We start from the raw sequence: 15581 nt of genomic DNA, 5'->3' as shown, positions 1-15581 counted from the left end.
TTCCTGAGCGCCGTTCCTGCGTCCCCGTCCCCAGGGACGCCACCCCAGGGACGACACCGCAAGGCCCCCTGGCGCGTGCGCCCCCCCAGATGCCGTCCTGGCCCTCCTAGCCCGCGAGCGCCAGGACGAGGGGCAGCACGCCCTGGGCGCCGGCCTCGCGCAGTACCCGGCCGGCCTCGGTCAGCGTCCAGCGGCTGTCCGCCCGGTCATCCACCAGCAGGACCGGTCCGTGCCGACCCGACTCCTCGGCGGAGGCGAGCTGGTCCCGCATCGGGCCGGGCACCGTGTACCGCTGCCAGACCGAGGCCAGGCGGAACGCGCTGTTCCCGCCGGACTCGCTGCGCGGGACGTCGCTGGCGAACTCCAGGTGGCCCAGGTAGGGCAACCGCCCGATCCGTGCGATCCCCTCCGCGAACGAGGTGACCAGCTGGTTCCGTGACGTCGACGGAACCGAGACCACGGCGATCGGACGCTGCTCCCACTCCCAGGCGGTCAGGACCTTGACGGCCGCCTGCAGCAGGTCCTCGTCGATGGGCGCGTCGACCACACCGTCCCGGGTGGTGGCGAAGAGGGCCCGCAGCCGGCCTCCCCAGCCCAGGTCGGTCAGGCGGGCCACGGCCCGGCCCTCGCCGTTCTGCAGTTCCTCGGGGATGCGGCCCTTCAGGGGCACGCCGAGCCGGTCCATCCCGCTCGGCCAGGTCCGGCGCGGCTCGATGGGCACGCCGACGCGGCCCATGGCCCGCGAGGCGCTGTCCCGGGCCGTCTCCGCCACCGCAGTGGGATACCAGGGGCCGGCGCAGTTGTCGCACCGGCCGCACGGGGTGGCCTCGGGGTCGTCGAGCACGCGGGAGAGGAACTCCATCCGGCAACCGGTGGTGTTCTCGTAGTCCAGCATGAGGTTCTCTTCGTGCACCCTGGCCTGCGCGACCCGGCCGTACCGCTCCCCGTCATAGGTCCACGCCTGGCGGGTGCGCTGCCAGCCGCCCTGGGTCCGCTCGACCGCCCCGTCCACGGCCAGCACCTTCAGCAGCAGTTCCAGCGGGGTGCGCTTGACGTCCACGCGGGTCTCCAGGGCGGGCACGGACAGCGGCCGGCCCGCCGCCTCCAGCTCGTTCAGCACCGTCCGGGCCCGGTGTTCGTCCGGCATGGACGTGGTGGCGAAGTACCGCCAGATGTCCCGGTCCTCGGTGCCCGGCAGCAGGAGCACGTCCGCGTGGTCCGTGGCCCGGCCCGCGCGGCCGACCTGCTGGTAGTAGGCGACCGGGGAGCTGGGCGCTCCCAGGTGGATGACGAACCCGAGGTCCGGCTTGTCGAACCCCATGCCGAGCGCCGAGGTGGCCACAAGGGCCTTAACCCGGTTCTCCTTCAGACCCTGTTCCAGCTCCGCGCGTTGTTCCGGATCCGTCCGGCCGGTGTACGCGGCCACCTCGTGCCCGGCCTCCCGCAGGGCCCGGGCAGTGTCCTCCGCCGCGGACACGGTCAGCGCGTAGACGATCCCCGAGCCGGGAAAGTCCCCCAGGTGGGTGAGCAGCCACGCCAGCCGGCTGGCAGGGCTGGGCATCCTCAGCACCCCCATCCGCAACGACGACCGGGCGAGCGGGCCCCTCAGGACGAAGACCTCCTCGGTGCCGGCGACGCCGAGCTGTTCCGCGACGTCCTGGACGACCCGGGCATTGGCCGTGGCGGTGGTGGCCAGGACGGGGACACGGCGCTCGCCGGAGCCCGGCAGCTGGGCGATGAGGTCACGGATCCGCCGGTAGTCCGGACGGAAGTCGTGACCCCAGTCCGAGATGCAGTGTGCCTCGTCCACCACGAGCATCCCGGTGCGGCGAATGAGGTCCGGCAATTGCACGTCCCGGAAGTGGGGGTTGTTCAGCCGCTCCGGGGACACCAGCAGGACGTCCACGGAGTCCTCGGCGAGGCGTTGCTGGACCAGGTCCCACTCGGTGGCGTTGGCCGAGTTGATGGCCTCCGCCCGCACCCCCGCCCGGGCGGCGGCGGCGACCTGGTCCCGCATCAGGGCCAGGAGCGGGGAGACGATGAGGGTCGGTCCGGCGCCCCGGGCCCGCAGGAGCAGGGAGGCCACGAAGTAGACCGCGGACTTCCCCCAGCCGGTGCGCTGCACCACGAGGGCGCGACGACGGCGGGCGACCAGCGCCTCGATCGCCTCGTACTGCCCCTCGTGGAACTGTGCGTCGGGGTGGCCCACGAGCCGGCGCAGGATCTCCAGCGCCTCGTCCTTCAGGCCGTCCGGGCGCTCGGCACCGCCCCCCGTCAGCAGGTCGATGTCTGCCTGGCCGTACTCTTCGTCCACCATGCGCCCAGTATTCCAGCCGGCGGGGACACGCTAACCGGCACGCCGCCGCACCGTGAAGTCGGGGCCTCGCCCGGTGGGCTGTGCAGTACCTCGGGTCCCCCATGGTCCTGGATCTGGGACAATGGAGGGGTGAAGCTCAACGCGTTCGGCGACGTCTGCCTGCGCACCCTCATGCTCCTGGGCGCCCAGCCGGACCGGCAGATGACGGGCCGGGAGATCGCCGAGTCCGTCGGGATCCCCTACAACCACGTCAGCAAGGCGGTACTGGAGCTCAAGAACCGCGGCGCCCTCGAGGTGTCACGCGGGCGCCATGGCGGGGCCCGCATCACCCCGGTCGGCCTCGGGCTGTCCGTGGGCGGCCTGTTGCGCGACCTCGACACCCAGCCGGACATCGTGGACTGCACCGGTGCCGTCACCGACGGTGGGCGGCCCTGCCCGCTGCTGGACGGCTGCAGACTGCGGTCCGCGCTGGCCCGGGCGCGGGAGGCCTTCTACGCGGAGCTGGACGGGACCACGGTCGCCCAGCTGACCGGCCCGCCCGAGCCCGTTCAGCTGCCGACGCCGGCGGTCCGCTGACCGGCCTCCCCCGCGCCCCCCGGAATCGCGGCCGCACCACCTCCAGCCATCGCCAGCGCCTCCGCCACCGCCACCGCCATCCTCAGCCACTTTCGGCACCCCTCCACCAGTGCGCCCTGGACTCCCCGGACTCCTCCTGACTCCCCCAGGGGCGTTCGGTGGCGTCCCGTGGACGGGTGTGACGCGCTCGTTTTGACGTGAACTTCTACGAGGTGTAGAAATCAGAGTGTCAATCTTGCATACGCCAAGCAAGTTTCATCGACGAAGGAGTCGACATGCTCTCGGACACCGCCCGCCCCGTCATCGAGGCCACGCTTCCCGTGGTGGCAGCCCACCTGGACGAGATCACCCCGAAGTTCTACGCCCGCATGTTCGCCGCGCGCCCCGAGCTGCTCGACGGCATCTTCAGCCGCGCCAACCAGCGCAACGGCACCCAGCAGAAGGCACTGGCCGGTTCCATCGCCTCCTTCGCCTCCCACCTCATCGAGCACCCGGACACCCTGCCCGAGAAGGTGCTGACCCGCATCGCCCACAAGCACACCTCCCTGGGCATCGTCGAGGAGCAGTACCCCATCGTCTACGAGCACCTGTTCGCCGCGATCGTGGACGTGCTGGGCGAGGCCGTCACCGAGGAGGTGGCCGCGGCCTGGACCGAGGTGTACTGGCTGATGGCCGACGCCCTGATCAAGATCGAGAAGGGCCTGTACGCCCAGCAGGCGAACGACCAGGCCTGGTCCCCGTGGCGCGTGGTCGCCAAGGAGCCCGCGGGCCGCGGCAGCGTCACCTTCCGCCTGGAGCCCGCGGACGCGACCCCGGCCACTGTCGCCCGCCCGGGCCAGTACGTCTCCGTGCGCGTGCGCCTGGCCGACGGCCTGCGCCAGTGCCGCCAGTACTCCCTGTCCGAGGACGCCGCCTCGACCACCACCCGCGTGTTCACCACGAAGCTGGACGAGGGCGGGGAGGTCTCCCCCTTCCTGCACCACAGCGTGCAGGTGAGTGACGTCGTCGAACTGTCCAACCCCTACGGGGACATCGAGCTCGACACCTCGGACGCCCCCCTCGTGCTGGCCACCGCCGGCATCGGCTGCACCCCCAGCGCCTCGGTCCTGCAGACCCTCGCCGCGGAGGCCTCCGAGCGCCAGGTCCTGGTCCTGCACGCCGAGCGCACCGAGGGCGACTGGGCCCTCAAGGACCAGATGCGCGAGAGCCTGACCGCCTTGCCGAACGCCGATCTCGCCCTGTGGCTCGAGGACACCACGGACGCCAGCGCCGAGCTGGCCCCGCGCCCGGGATTCATGGACCTGGCCGCCGTCGATCTCCCGGCCGACGCCAAGGTCTACCTCTGCGGGCCACTGCCCTTCATGAAGGCCGTGCGCTCCCAGGCGATCGCCGCCGGCATCCCGGCCACGGACATCCACTACGAGGTGTTCGGGCCGGATCTCTGGCTGGCCGCCTGAGCCGGCCGGGCCGGCGTCGTGCCCCACGACGCCGGCCCGCGCCCACCTGACGAGAACGGGCCGGGCCCGGTGGTCACCCACCGGGCCCGGCCCGTTCGTGTCCCGCCCCCCGGACGCGGCCGAGGGGGCTACCGGCGCCTCAGGCGCCCAGTCGCTGCTTCAGTCCGTCCAGCTGACCGCCGATCGAGGCCGGGAGGGAGGAGCCGAACCGCGCGAACCACTCCTCGATGGAGGCCACCTCGGCCGTCCACTCCTCGGTGTCGACCTTCAGGGCGTCCTCGAGGTCCTCGGCCGAGATCTCCAGCCCGGTCAGGTCCAGGGACTCCGGGGTCGGGGTGCGGCCGATCGGGGTCTCCGTGGCATCGGCCGTGCCCTCGAGGCGCTCGACGATCCACTTCAGCACACGTGAGTTCTCGCCGAAACCGGGCCACGCGAAGCCGCCATCGCGGTTGCGACGGAACCAGTTGACCAGGTAGATCCTCGGCAGCTTGTCCTGGGCGACCTTGCCCGACTCCCGGACCCAGTGCTCGAGGTAGTCACCGGCGTCGTAGCCCATGAACGGCAGCATGGCCATCGGGTCGCGGCGGACGACGCCCACGGCGCCGGCCGCGGCCGCGGTGGTCTCCGAGGACAGGGTGGCGCCCTTGAAGATGCCGTCCTCCCAGTCGAAGGACTCGGTGACCAGCGGGACGGTGGTCTTGCGGCGGCCACCGAAGAGGATGGCGTCCAGCTTCACGCCGTTCGGCTCGTTGTACTCCGGGGCCAGCATGTCCGTCTGCTCGATCGGCGTGCAGAACCGGGAGTTGGGGTGGGCCGCCGGGGTTCCGGACTCGGGCGTCCAGTCGTTGCCCCGCCAGTCGGTCAGGTGCGCCGGGACCTCGTCGGTCATGCCCTCCCACCACACGCCGCCGTCGTCGGTGAGGGCGACGTTGGTGAAGATCGAGTTGCCCTTGGCGATCGCGCGCATGGCGTTCGGGTTGGTCGACCAACCGGTCCCCGGGGCCACGCCGAAGTACCCGGTCTCCGGGTTCACCACGCGGAACTCGCCGTCATGGCCGGGGCGGATCCAGGTGATGTCGTCACCCAGGGTCTCGGCCTTCCAGCCCTCGATGGTCGGGTCGATCAGCGCGAGGTTGGTCTTCCCGCAGGCCGAGGGGAAGGCGCCGGAGATGGTGTAGGACTTGCCCTCCGGGTTGGTCAGCCGCAGGATCAGCATGTGCTCGGCGAGCCAGCCCTCGTCCCGGGCCATGACCGAGGCGATGCGCAGCGCGTAGCACTTCTTGCCCAGCAGGGCGTTGCCGCCGTAACCGGAACCGTAGGACCAGATGGAGCGCTCCTCGGGGAAGTGCACGATCCACTTGGTCTCGTTGCACGGCCAGGCGACGTCCTCCTCGCCGTCCTCCAGGGGGGCGCCGACGGAGTGCAGGGCCGGGACGAAGAACGCCTCGGTCTCCTCCATCTTGCGCAGCACGTCGGTGCCGATGCGGGCCATGATGCGCATGGAGTTGACCACGTAGGCGGAGTCGGTGATCTCCACGCCGAACTTCGGGTCCTCGGCGTCCAGGTGACCCATCACGAAGGGGATCACGTACATGGTGCGCCCGTGCATGGAACCGGCGAAGGCGTCCTGGAGGATGCCCTTCATCTCGCCGGGCTCCATCCAGTTGTTGGTGAAGCCGGCGTCCTCCTCCTTCTCGGAGCAGATGAACGTGCGGTCCTCCACGCGGGCGACGTCGGCCGGGTCGGAGAAGGCGGCGTAGGAGTTCGGGAACTTGTCCTCGGCGAGCTTCACGAAGGTGCCGGCCTCGACCAATTCGGCGGCCAGGCGGTCATACTCCTCCTGCGAACCGTCCACCCAGTACACGGAGTCCGGCTCCGTCAGGGCGGCGACCTCCTTCACCCAGTCGAGCAGCTTCCCGTACGAGGTCGGGGCCTCCGCCACGGCTCGGTCTGCGAAGGTGAGTGAGGAGTTGTCTGCCATGGGGGTTCCCTCCATTGGGTAGCGGCTGCCTTTGGGGTCGCCTCCGGAACGGGCCGTCAGTGGCCGGCACTCCGTTGTGCGTACACCGTCTCCGGTGCCTCATTCTACCCACGCAGATCACACGCCCGTTCCGGTGACGTCACCTACCGGACACCCGGCCCCGGCACCGCACCCCCTCCCCGCATGCCCGGAATGACCCGCCGGGGGACCCACCCCCGGGGCCCACCGGGACCCCGATCGAGGCCGATTTGGCGAACGGCAGGTGAATCGCTATAGTTCTTCAAGGCCGTTCGCGGCGATGCGCCCTTAGCTCAGCTGGATAGAGCGTCTGTCTACGGAACAGAAGGTCAGGGGTTCGAATCCCTTAGGGCGCACCAGGTAATGAAGACGGAAGAGGCCGGACCCCCACGGGTCCGGCCTCTTCCGCATCCACGCCCTTCCGTTGACCGTTGGCGGACCGTCTACGATCAGGCATGCGGGTACCCGCCGGTCCTCGCCGATCCAGACGAATCCCAGGCGGCGTCGATGACCCAGGCCAGTTCCCCAGAACCCCCCGCACGGGATCCCCGGCAGGACCGGCCGTCCCCGCCGCCCCCGCAGACGGCGTCGCCCCCGCCCTCACCGCGGGACCGGCCCGTGCGGTCGGGCCCCGAGGCCACCCGGACGAAGCTCCGCACCGCGCTGGACGCCCTGGGCCATCCCTTCGGCTTCGGCTTCGTCCTGACCCTGGGCGCCCTGACCGCCGTGGTCCTGGCCCTGGCGCTGTCCAGCCTGACGACGGTCCTGATGTACATCCTGCTCGCCCTGTTCGTCGCCCTCGGGCTCGACCCGGCGGTGCGCGCCCTCGAACGGGCCGGGCTCGGACGGCCGGCGGCCATAACCCTCACCTTCACGGCCTTCGTCCTGGCCGTGGTGGGCGTGCTGGCGCTGATCATCCCCGCCGTGGTGGGGCAGATCGTCGTCTTCGTCCAGCGCATCCCCGGTTTCGTCGATGACGTCATCCGGTCCGAGGCCTACGCCCGCCTGCGGGAGATGTTCGGCGACGGGCTGGGCACGCTCACCGGTCGGGTCGAGGACTTCCTCACCGACCCGGGCAGCCTGTCGGTGATCGGCGGGGGCGCGCTCCAGGCGGGCTTCGGGATCGCCAACGGGTTCTCCGGACTGCTCATCGTCCTGGTGTTGTCCCTGTACTTCCTGGCGTCGCTGCGGCAGATGAAGCAGTCGTTCTACCGGCTGGCCCCGGCGCGCAGCCGTGAGGTCCTCGAGGACCTCACGGAGAGGATCACCCAGTCCGTCGGCGGTTACCTGGGGGGCATGGTGATCCTGGCCCTGTGCAACGCCGCCGTGGTCCTCATCCTGCACCTGGTGCTCGGACTCGCGTTCCCGGCGCTGATGGCGGTGACCGCGTTCTGCATCACCCTGATCCCGCTCGTGGGGACGGTCCTGTTCTGGGTGATCGGCAGCGTCCTGGCCCTGTTCACGGGGCCCGTGCCCGCCCTGTTCTTCGCGATCGCCTACCTGGTGTACATGCAGGTCGAGGCCTACCTGCTGACCCCGCGCGTGATGACGCGGGTGATCGCCGTCCCCGGTTCACTCGTGGTGATCGGCGCCCTCGTCGGCGGGACGCTGCTCGGCCTGCTCGGCGCCCTCATCGCCATCCCCGTGACCGCCGCGGCACTGCTGGTCATCCGGAACGTCGTGATCCCCCGTCAGGACGCGAAGACCTGAGGCCGCCCTCGACGTGGCCGGCGCGTCAGGGGCGCGGCACGACGAAGTGCGTCATCCGCGCGTCGCGGCCGTCCAGGGTGGCCCACTCCCCCGGCACGGCGAACACCTGCAGGCCCAGCGTGGGCAGCCGCTCGGCCATGCTGACCACCGCCTCCTCGTCGGAGTCGATGGAGGACAGCCGCATCCCGAGGTCCTGGACCCACGGCAGGTGGCCGACCACCATCAGGGTCCGCACCTGTTCCTCGGTCTCGTTGATCACGGCGAGGGCGCCGGTGTCATCGGTGTCGTAGAGGCGGGAGTCCAGGTAGGGGGTCGGCGCCTTCTCGCCCAGCTCGCTGCAGACCCAGGTACAGGTCTGCCGGGTGCGCACGGCGTCCGAACACAGGATCATGTCCGGGTAGATCCCGTGCTCCACCAGCCACTTCCCGGCCAGCGGTGCCTCCCGGTTGCCCCGCCCGCCCAGGGGCCGCTCGTGGTCCGGCACGCCCTTGGGCCAGTCGGACTTGGCGTGGCGGAGGATCACCAGGGTCTTCTCCCCGGTGCGGTTCCGGGAGGCGGGGTTCACGACGTCGGAGGGCATGGACCCAGCGTAGTGGTCGCCCCGACTGCCGGGACCGCCGAGGTCACAGGGCGTTCTGCCCGGTGATCTTCCGTCCGATCAGCAACGACTGGATGAACTCGGTGCCCTCGTAGGTGTGCACGACCTCCATGTCCGTCAGGTGCCGCGCCACGTGGAAGTCGAGCAGCAACCCGTTGCCGGCCAGCAGGTCCCGCGCCTGCTGGGCGATCCAGCGGGCCTTGTTGGCGGTGTGCATCTTCGCGATCGAGGCCATCGACCCGGTCCACTGGCCGGTCTCCTGCAGGTGGGCCATCCGGAAGCACAGCAACTGGATGGCCGTGAGCTCGGTGAGCATCTGTGCCAGCGTGTTCTGCACGAGCTGGTTGGACCCGACCGGGCGGCCGAACTGCTCGCGGACCTCGGCGTAGGTCACGGCCGCCTCGAAACAGGCCAGGGCATGCCCCAGCGCCTCCCAGGACGCACCACCGCGGGTGGTCGCCAGGACCCGGGACACGTCCCGGAAGCCCCGGGCCCCCGGTAGCCGGTTCTCCTCGGGGATCCGCAGGTCCCGGAAGGACAGGTTGGCCTGCAGGATCGCCCGCTTGCCGACCTTGCCCTCGATGACCTGGTAGTCGAAACCCTCCGGGCGGTCCTCCGGGTCGCGGGGGTCCCCGCGTTCCATCACGAAGGCCTTGACCTGCCCGTCGGCCTCGTCGCGGGCGAAGATGATGACCAGGTGGGCCATGGAACCGTTGCCGATCCACCGCTTGGCACCGTTGATGACCCAGGTGTCGCCCTCGCGGCGGGCGGTGGTGTCCAGGTTCACGGAATCCGAGCCGTGCCGGGGTTCGGTCAGCGCGAAGGCCCCGATCCTGCGCAGGGCCGCCATGTCCGGCAGCCAGCGCCGTTTCTGCTCCTCGGAGCCGAGCATGTTGATCGTGCCCATGGACAGGTTGGCCTGGACGCCCAGGAACGTGTTCATCGACCCGTCCCCGCGGGACAGCTCCACCGTGGCCAGTCCGGCGGCCAGCCGCGAGAGTCCCGGCGCGCCGTGCCCGGTGATGGCCCCTCCGACCACGCCCGTGGCGGCCAGCGGTTCCAACAGCTCGTAGGGGAACTCGGCCCGTTCCCAGTAACCGTTGATGACCGGGAGCACGTCCCGGTCCACGAAGGCCCGCACGGCGGCCCGGGCCCGCCGTGCGTCCTCGGGCAGGTCCTGCTCGAGCAGCAGGTAGTCCGTGTCCCGGGCCGTGGTGAGCCCGGAGCGCAGGGAGTCCAGGTATTCCGCGGTGTCCTGCGCCCAGTCCACGGGGTGGGGGTCGGTGGCCTGCGGCATCGCCTCAGTGTCCATAGCTGTACCAGCCCTTCCCGGTCTTGCGGCCGAACTCGCCGGCCCGGTACTTCTGCTCCAGCAGCGGGTGCGGCTTCTCGGCCTCGTCCCCGGTGAGCTCGTAGGTGGCCTGGCGGATGAGGTAGGTGACGTCCAGGCCCACCAGGTCCATCAGCTCGAAGGGACCCATCGGGTGGCCCAGCGCGTTCTTGGCGGCCTCGTCGATGTCCTCGACCGAGGCGACACCCTGGGAGTACAGGTCCAGGGCCTCGTTGCGGACCGCGCCCATCAGCCGGTTGGCCACGAAACCGGGCACCTCCTTGGTGAGCAGCACCGGGATCTTGCCCATGGCCCGGGCCACGGCCTCGACGGTCGCGACGGTCTTCTCGGACGTCGAGTCGTGACGGACGACCTCGACGGCCTTCATGACCAGGGCCGGGTTGAAGAAGTGCATGTTGCACACCTTCTCGGGCCGGCCCGTGGCATCGGCCACCGCGGAGGAGCCGTAGGTGGAGGAGTTCGTGGCCAGGATGGCGTGGGGCGGGGCCAGGCGGTCCAGCTCGGCGAAGACCGAGCGCTTGACGTCGAGCTTCTCGGTGGCGGCCTCGATGACCAGGTCGGCGGTGGTGATGGCCGGTTCCAGGTCGGTGGTGAACGTGATCCGCTCCCAGGCCGCGTCAGCGCTCTCCTGGTCCATCCGGCCCTTGGCGACCCGGCCCTCCAGCCAGGTGCGCATGTCCTGCTCCGCGGCGGACACCGCCTCGGCGGCCACGTCCCGGACGGTGGTGGTGAACCCGGCCACGGCGGCCGCCATGCCGATCTGCCGGCCCATCGCCCCGGACCCGATCACCAGGATCTGCCGGACCCCGGTGTCCGTGGCCGCCGGGGGCGTGGCCTGTCCCGCGTTCTGGTTCGTCGTCATCGCTGCATCACCCTTCGGGTCGTCCATGTCGTGTCGGTCGCGCGCGTCATCGGCCCCGGAACTCCGGGGTGCGCTTGTCGAGGAAGGCGGCGGCGCCCTCGGCCTTGTCCTCGGTCGTGTACAGCAGGGTCTGCGCCAGCCGCTCGAGCAGCAGGCCCGTCCTCTGATCGGTCTCCGCGCCCTGGCCGATGACCATCTTGGCCAGCCGGATCGCCAGCGGACCCTTGGTGAGGATAGTGCCCACGGTGGCTGCCGCCGTCGGGAGCAGCTCGGCGGCCGGGACGACCGCTGTCACCAGGCCGTAGCGTTCGGCCTCGGCGGCGGTGAGGATCCGGCTGGTCAGGATCATCTCCACCGCCCGGCCGGTGCCGACCAGCCGGGACAGGCGCTGGGTCCCGCCCGCGCCGGGCAGCACGCCCAGCGTGGTCTCCGGCAGGCCCATCCTCGCGTGCTCCGCGGCGATCCGGATGTCGCAGCTCATCGCCAGTTCCAGTCCACCGCCCATCGCCACGCCGTTCAGGGCGGCCAGGGTCGGCTTGGGGTAGTCCTGGATCCGGTCGTACAGCCGCTGCATGTGCGCCGCCAGGCCGTAGGGCAGGTCGTAGTGCGCGAGCTGGGAGATGTCCGCACCCGCGATGAACGCCTTCTCCCCGGCGCCGGTGAAGATCACGGCGGAGACGGCCTCGTCCTCCTCCCAGGCGTCCAGGACCCGGCCGATCTCGGCCAGCACCGTCCGGGACAGCGCATTGCGCTTGTCCGGGCGGTTGATGGTGATGGTCCCGACGGCGCCGCTCACCTCGGCCAGGATCGTCTCGAAGGCCTCCGGGAGGCTCTGCAACGAGACCGCGATGTCGACCTGCTGGTGGGTCTGCTGGTCGGTCATGGTCACTGCTCCGTTCGGGTGAAGGCGCCGATGCCGGTGAGGGTGCGGCCGATGGTGAGTTGGTGGACCTCGTCGGTGCCCTCGTAGGTGCGCACGGACTCGAGGTTGTTGGCGTGGCGCAGCGGGGAGTGCTCCAGGGTGATCCCGTTGCCGCCGAGCATCTCGCGGGCGTCCCGGGCGATGCCGATCGCGACCCGGCAGTTGTCCAGCTTCCCGGTGGAGATCATCGCCGGGGTCAACGCCTTGGGGTCGGTGTCCTTGGTCCGGCCGATCTGGTGGGCCAGCAGGTACCCCTTGTTGATCGCCACCGCCATGTCCGCCAGCTTGGCCTGCGTCAACTGGTAGGACGCCAGCGGGGCCCCGAACTGTTCCCGGCCCAACGTGTAGTCCAACACCGCGTTGAACGAGTCCCGCGCGGCGCCCATCACCCCCCAGATGATCCCGTAGCGGGCCTCGTTCAGGCACTGGAACGGGCCCTTGAGCCCGACCGCGCTCTCGGCCGGCAGGATCGCCTCGGCCGGCAGGCGCACTCCATCGAGGTGGATCTCGCACTGCACCGAGGCCCGCATCGACAGCTTGGACCCGATGGCCTCGGCGGAGAACCCGGGAGTGTTCGTGGGCACCACGAACCCGCGCACCCCACGCCCGTCGCCGTGCTCACCGGTCTGGGCCCAAATGATCGCCACATCGGCCAGGGTCGCCAACCCGATCCACCGCTTGGTCCCGGTCAGCACCCAGTCCCCACCCGGCTCCTGACGGGCGGTGGTTCTCATCGAGGCCGGGTCCGAGCCGGCCCCGGGCTCGGTGAGCCCGAAGCAGCCGATCGCCTCACCCTTCGCCATGGCCGGCAGCCACTGGGTCTTCTGGTCCTCGGAGCCGTGCTTGTGGATCGCGCTCATCGCCAGCGAGCCCTGCACCGAGACGAAGGTCCGCAGCCCGGAGTCCCCGGCCTCCAACTCCTGGGCCGCCAGACCGTACTGAACGGCCGAGCGCCCGGCGCACCCGTACCCTTCCAGGTGCATGCCCAGCACCCCGAGCTTCCCCAGCTCCGGGACGATCTCGCGCGGGAACACCGCCGCCTCGTACCAGTCAGCGATGTTCGGGCGGATCACCTCGTCCACCAGGGACCGGACCTCCAGGGCCAGCTGCTTCTCCTGGTCGGAGAACAACCCGTCCATCCCCGTCAGGTCCACCGGACCCAGGAACGAGGCCGAGAGATCCCCCGACGCAGACCGACCGGTCGGTGCGGTGTTGATTGCGGTGTTCACTTCTGTGCTCCTTGTGCCTGGGCCTGCTCGACGAGTTCCTTGCGCAGCAGGTACTTCTGGATCTTTCCGGAGGGGGTGCGGGGCAGCTCGGGGACGATGATGAGGCGCTCGGGCCAGTACGGCTTGGCCAGCCCCTTGGAGTCGAAGAACGCCCTCAGGGTGTCCATCGTCAGCTCCTGCGCGCCCTCGCGCATGACCACGGCAGCGGCCGCGGTCTCCTGCAGCCGCTCGTGGGGAACGCCGATCACGGCCACGGCCTCGACGTCCGGGTGCTCGTAGAGGACGTTCTCGACATAGGTCACCGGGATGTTCTCCCCGCCCCGGATGATGACGTCCTTGGTGCGCCCGGCCAGGCGAACGTAGCCGTCCTCGTCCATGGTGGCGAGGTCGCCGGTGTCGAACCAGTCGCCGTCGAACTCCTCGCGGGTCTTGTCGAGCTGGCCGAGGTAACCGCGGAACAGGAACGGGCCGCGGATCTGCAGCTTCCCCTCCTCGCCGGGGGCAGCGGGGCGGCCGTCGAAGCCGATGACCCGCGTCTGCATCCCGTCCAGGGCACGCCCGTCCGTGGAGATGATCTTCTCGTCCGGGTCGGAGGGGTGTCCCATGGTCACGAGGCAGCACTCCGTCTGCCCCCAGCCGCCGAAGACGCTCATCTCCGGCAGCTTCTCCCTGGCCTCGGCCACGTAGGACCGTGGGATGGGGGCGCCCATGCAGCAGAAGTGCCTCAGGGAGCTCACGTCGTGCTCGGCGAGGTTCCTCGCGCCGATGAGGTCGTGCAGGAAGGGTGTGGCCGCCGAGGTGTGGTTGATCCCGTGCTTCTCCACCAGTTCCACGAACTCCTCGACGTCCCACACGTCCTGGAAGACACCCGTGCCACCGAGCATGATCGGCAGGGAGACGCCGTAGAGGAATCCGGTCAGGTGCCCGAAGGTCGAGGCCATGTGGATGACCGAGTGCTCGTCCAGGCCCAGCCGGTCCGGCCACGGCAGCGCGCCGGACAGCACCGAGTTGTGGGTGTGCATGACGCCCTTGGGACGGCCCGTCGTCCCGGAGGTGAACATGATGAGCGCCAGCGAGTTCGGGTCGGGACGCAGCGCCGCCAGGTCCACCGGGTCGGACTCCCGGCGGGCCCGGCCGCGGGCCAGGAAGTCCTCCCAGGACGTGAAGCCGTCCCGCGCCCCCTCACCGTGCACGATCACGGTCTCCCGCAGGTCCGGCAGCTCCGGGCGCAGGCGGTCGACCATGTCCGCGTAGTTGAACTTCCGGAAGGTCTCGGTGATGAACAGCACCGAGGTGCGCGCGGTGGCCGCCATGAAGCCGATCTCCCGGTCGCGGTAGATCGGGATCAGCGGGTTGGCGACGGCGCCGATCCGGTTGGCGGCCAGGTAGATGACCAGCCACTCGTACCAATTGGGCAACTGGATCGAGACCACGTCCTCAGCCTGGACGCCGGACTCCAGCAGGGCGTGGGCACAGTCCTCGACGTCGGAGGCCAGTTCGGCATAGGTATGGGAGCCGCGCACGTCGATCGTGCAGGCCTGTCCGGGGCGTGCCGCGACGGCGTCGTCGAGGTAGTCGACCAGCAGCCTGTTCCGCCAGTGTCCGGACTCGGTATAGGTGGTGATCTCCTCGTCGGTGAGGAGCATCTCGAAGGTATGGGGCATGGTGTTCTTCCTGGTCGGGCAGCCACCGGGGGTAGGAAAGCGGGGCAGGGCGGTCAGAGCATCGTGAGGCCACCGGAGACCGAGAGGGTCTGTCCGGTGATGTACTTCGAGGCAGGGGAGGCCATGAAGGCCACGGCGTTCGCCAGGTCCTCCGGCTGGGCCAGCCGCCGCAGCGGGATGGACTTCTCCAGGGCCGTGCGCAGCTTGGGGTTCTCCGCGGAGATCTGTTCGAACAGCGGGGTATCGGCAGGGCCGGGGCACACGGCGTTGGCCGTGATGCCGTGGCGTGCCGCCTCCCGGGCCAGGGTCTTGGTGAAGGCCACGACGCCGCCCTTGCAGGCGGAGTACACGGCCTCGCCGCTGGACCCCACGCGCGCCGCATCCGAGCCGATGTTCACCACGGTGCCGTGGCCCTGCTCGACCATCCTGCGCACCACGGACTGCGAGCAGTGCAGGACCCCGTAGAGGTTGATGGCGATGACCCGGTCCCAGACGTCCACCTCGGACTCGAGGAAGGGCCCGACCTTGTCCCAGCCGGCGTTGTTGACCAGGACGTCGATGCGCCCGAAGGTGGAGAAGACCTGCTCGGTCATCGCGTCCACGGCGGCACGGTCGGTGACGTTCACGGGGATGCCGATGGATCCGTTGCCCAGTTCGGCGGCGGTGGCCTCGGCGGCCTCGCCGTTGAGGTCGGCGACGACGACGGTCGCCCCCTCGGCGACCAGTCGGGTGGCAATGCCCTTGCCGATGCCGCTGGCTGCGCCGGTCACGATGCAGATCCGGCCCTGCAGGTTCTCCTCGTTGACGGTGGTGGTCTGTTCAGTCATGGTGTCCTCCATGGTTCTGGCGGTCTGGTGGAGTCGGGTGGAATCTGGGGTGACGCTGGCGCGTGAGCC

General features: G+C 70.3%; 12 protein-coding genes and 1 tRNA gene. 4 read left to right on the top strand and 9 right to left on the bottom strand.

Annotated features, from left to right (window positions below; all coding sequences use genetic code 11):
• Nucleotides 1–106 precede the first annotated feature (106 nt).
• Nucleotides 107–2317: a RecQ family ATP-dependent DNA helicase gene (locus CITRI_RS0105705; protein ID WP_010143707.1), complete on the bottom strand. Its 2211-nt coding sequence runs from the start codon at nucleotides 2315–2317 to the stop codon at nucleotides 107–109.
• Nucleotides 2318–2446: 129 nt separating this feature from the next.
• On the opposite strand from CITRI_RS0105705, the gene CITRI_RS0105700 reads away from it, so the two are divergent.
• Both CITRI_RS0105700 and CITRI_RS0105690 read left to right on the top strand, forming a co-directional pair.
• Nucleotides 2447–2893 (top strand): Rrf2 family transcriptional regulator, encoded by a 447-nt coding sequence (locus CITRI_RS0105700; protein WP_010143706.1) that lies wholly within the window; start codon nucleotides 2447–2449, stop codon nucleotides 2891–2893.
• A 275-nt stretch (nucleotides 2894–3168) separates the two neighbouring features.
• Nucleotides 3169–4350, top strand: coding sequence for a globin domain-containing protein (locus CITRI_RS0105690; RefSeq protein WP_010143705.1), 1182 nt, complete (start codon nucleotides 3169–3171; stop codon nucleotides 4348–4350).
• Nucleotides 4351–4489: 139 nt separating this feature from the next.
• On the opposite strand, the gene CITRI_RS0105685 is transcribed toward CITRI_RS0105690, so the two are convergent.
• A complete protein-coding gene (locus tag CITRI_RS0105685) occupies nucleotides 4490–6331 on the bottom strand; it encodes a phosphoenolpyruvate carboxykinase (GTP) (protein ID WP_010143703.1) in 1842 nt (613 codons plus the stop codon).
• Nucleotides 6332–6631: 300 nt separating this feature from the next.
• On the opposite strand from CITRI_RS0105685, the gene CITRI_RS0105680 reads away from it, so the two are divergent.
• Both CITRI_RS0105680 and CITRI_RS0105675 read left to right on the top strand, forming a co-directional pair.
• A tRNA-Arg gene (locus CITRI_RS0105680) sits at nucleotides 6632–6708 on the top strand.
• A gap of 259 nt (nucleotides 6709–6967) precedes the next feature.
• Nucleotides 6968–8059, top strand: a complete 1092-nt coding sequence (locus CITRI_RS0105675; protein WP_010143702.1) for an AI-2E family transporter — start codon at nucleotides 6968–6970, stop codon at nucleotides 8057–8059.
• A gap of 25 nt (nucleotides 8060–8084) precedes the next feature.
• Here the strand turns inward: CITRI_RS0105675 and CITRI_RS0105670 are convergent, their stop codons facing one another.
• From CITRI_RS0105670 to CITRI_RS0105640, 7 genes are all read right to left on the bottom strand, one after another.
• A complete protein-coding gene (locus tag CITRI_RS0105670) occupies nucleotides 8085–8639 on the bottom strand; it encodes a histidine phosphatase family protein (protein ID WP_010143701.1) in 555 nt (184 codons plus the stop codon).
• A gap of 43 nt (nucleotides 8640–8682) precedes the next feature.
• Nucleotides 8683–9969, bottom strand: a complete 1287-nt coding sequence (locus CITRI_RS0105665; RefSeq protein ID WP_237708997.1) for an acyl-CoA dehydrogenase family protein — start codon at nucleotides 9967–9969, stop codon at nucleotides 8683–8685.
• The gene (locus tag CITRI_RS0105660; protein ID WP_050813602.1) at nucleotides 9959–10870 is read right to left on the bottom strand and encodes a 3-hydroxyacyl-CoA dehydrogenase family protein; all 912 of its coding nucleotides are present in this window, start codon (nucleotides 10868–10870) and stop codon (nucleotides 9959–9961) included. The genes CITRI_RS0105665 and CITRI_RS0105660 overlap by 11 nt, the downstream gene beginning before the upstream one ends.
• 46 nt (nucleotides 10871–10916) lie before the next feature.
• Nucleotides 10917–11753, bottom strand: a complete 837-nt coding sequence (locus tag CITRI_RS0105655; RefSeq protein ID WP_029139074.1) for an enoyl-CoA hydratase/isomerase family protein — start codon at nucleotides 11751–11753, stop codon at nucleotides 10917–10919.
• A 2-nt stretch (nucleotides 11754–11755) separates the two neighbouring features.
• Nucleotides 11756–12931 (bottom strand): acyl-CoA dehydrogenase family protein, encoded by a 1176-nt coding sequence (locus CITRI_RS16480; RefSeq protein WP_050813601.1) that lies wholly within the window; start codon nucleotides 12929–12931, stop codon nucleotides 11756–11758.
• 86 nt (nucleotides 12932–13017) lie between these two features.
• Entirely contained in the window at nucleotides 13018–14685 is a 1668-nt protein-coding gene (locus CITRI_RS0105645) for an AMP-binding protein (protein ID WP_010143696.1), read from the bottom strand.
• A gap of 53 nt (nucleotides 14686–14738) precedes the next feature.
• A complete protein-coding gene (locus CITRI_RS0105640; protein WP_029139073.1) occupies nucleotides 14739–15512 on the bottom strand; it encodes an SDR family NAD(P)-dependent oxidoreductase in 774 nt (257 codons plus the stop codon).
• Between the last annotated feature and the right edge of the window lie 69 nt (nucleotides 15513–15581).

Source organism: Citricoccus sp. CH26A (assembly GCF_000224415.1).
Classification (GTDB): domain Bacteria; phylum Actinomycetota; class Actinomycetes; order Actinomycetales; family Micrococcaceae; genus Citricoccus.
Note: the sequence above shows the minus strand (reverse complement) of the source record. Positions and strands in the feature narration are given on the sequence as shown.

Coding starts and splice junctions, on each gene's coding strand:
- CITRI_RS0105705 (WP_010143707.1), bottom strand. CDS start 2,317: ATGGTGGACGAAGAGTACGGCCAGGCAGACATCGACCTGCTGACGGGG.
- CITRI_RS0105690 (WP_010143705.1), top strand. CDS start 3,169: ATGCTCTCGGACACCGCCCGCCCCGTCATCGAGGCCACGCTTCCCGTG.
- CITRI_RS0105685 (WP_010143703.1), bottom strand. CDS start 6,331: ATGGCAGACAACTCCTCACTCACCTTCGCAGACCGAGCCGTGGCGGAG.
- CITRI_RS0105670 (WP_010143701.1), bottom strand. CDS start 8,639: ATGCCCTCCGACGTCGTGAACCCCGCCTCCCGGAACCGCACCGGGGAG.
- CITRI_RS0105665 (WP_237708997.1), bottom strand. CDS start 9,969: ATGGACACTGAGGCGATGCCGCAGGCCACCGACCCCCACCCCGTGGAC.
- CITRI_RS0105660 (WP_050813602.1), bottom strand. CDS start 10,870: ATGACGACGAACCAGAACGCGGGACAGGCCACGCCCCCGGCGGCCACG.
- CITRI_RS0105655 (WP_029139074.1), bottom strand. CDS start 11,753: ATGACCGACCAGCAGACCCACCAGCAGGTCGACATCGCGGTCTCGTTG.
- CITRI_RS16480 (WP_050813601.1), bottom strand. CDS start 12,931: ATGGACGGGTTGTTCTCCGACCAGGAGAAGCAGCTGGCCCTGGAGGTC.
- CITRI_RS0105645 (WP_010143696.1), bottom strand. CDS start 14,685: ATGCCCCATACCTTCGAGATGCTCCTCACCGACGAGGAGATCACCACC.
- CITRI_RS0105640 (WP_029139073.1), bottom strand. CDS start 15,512: ATGACTGAACAGACCACCACCGTCAACGAGGAGAACCTGCAGGGCCGG.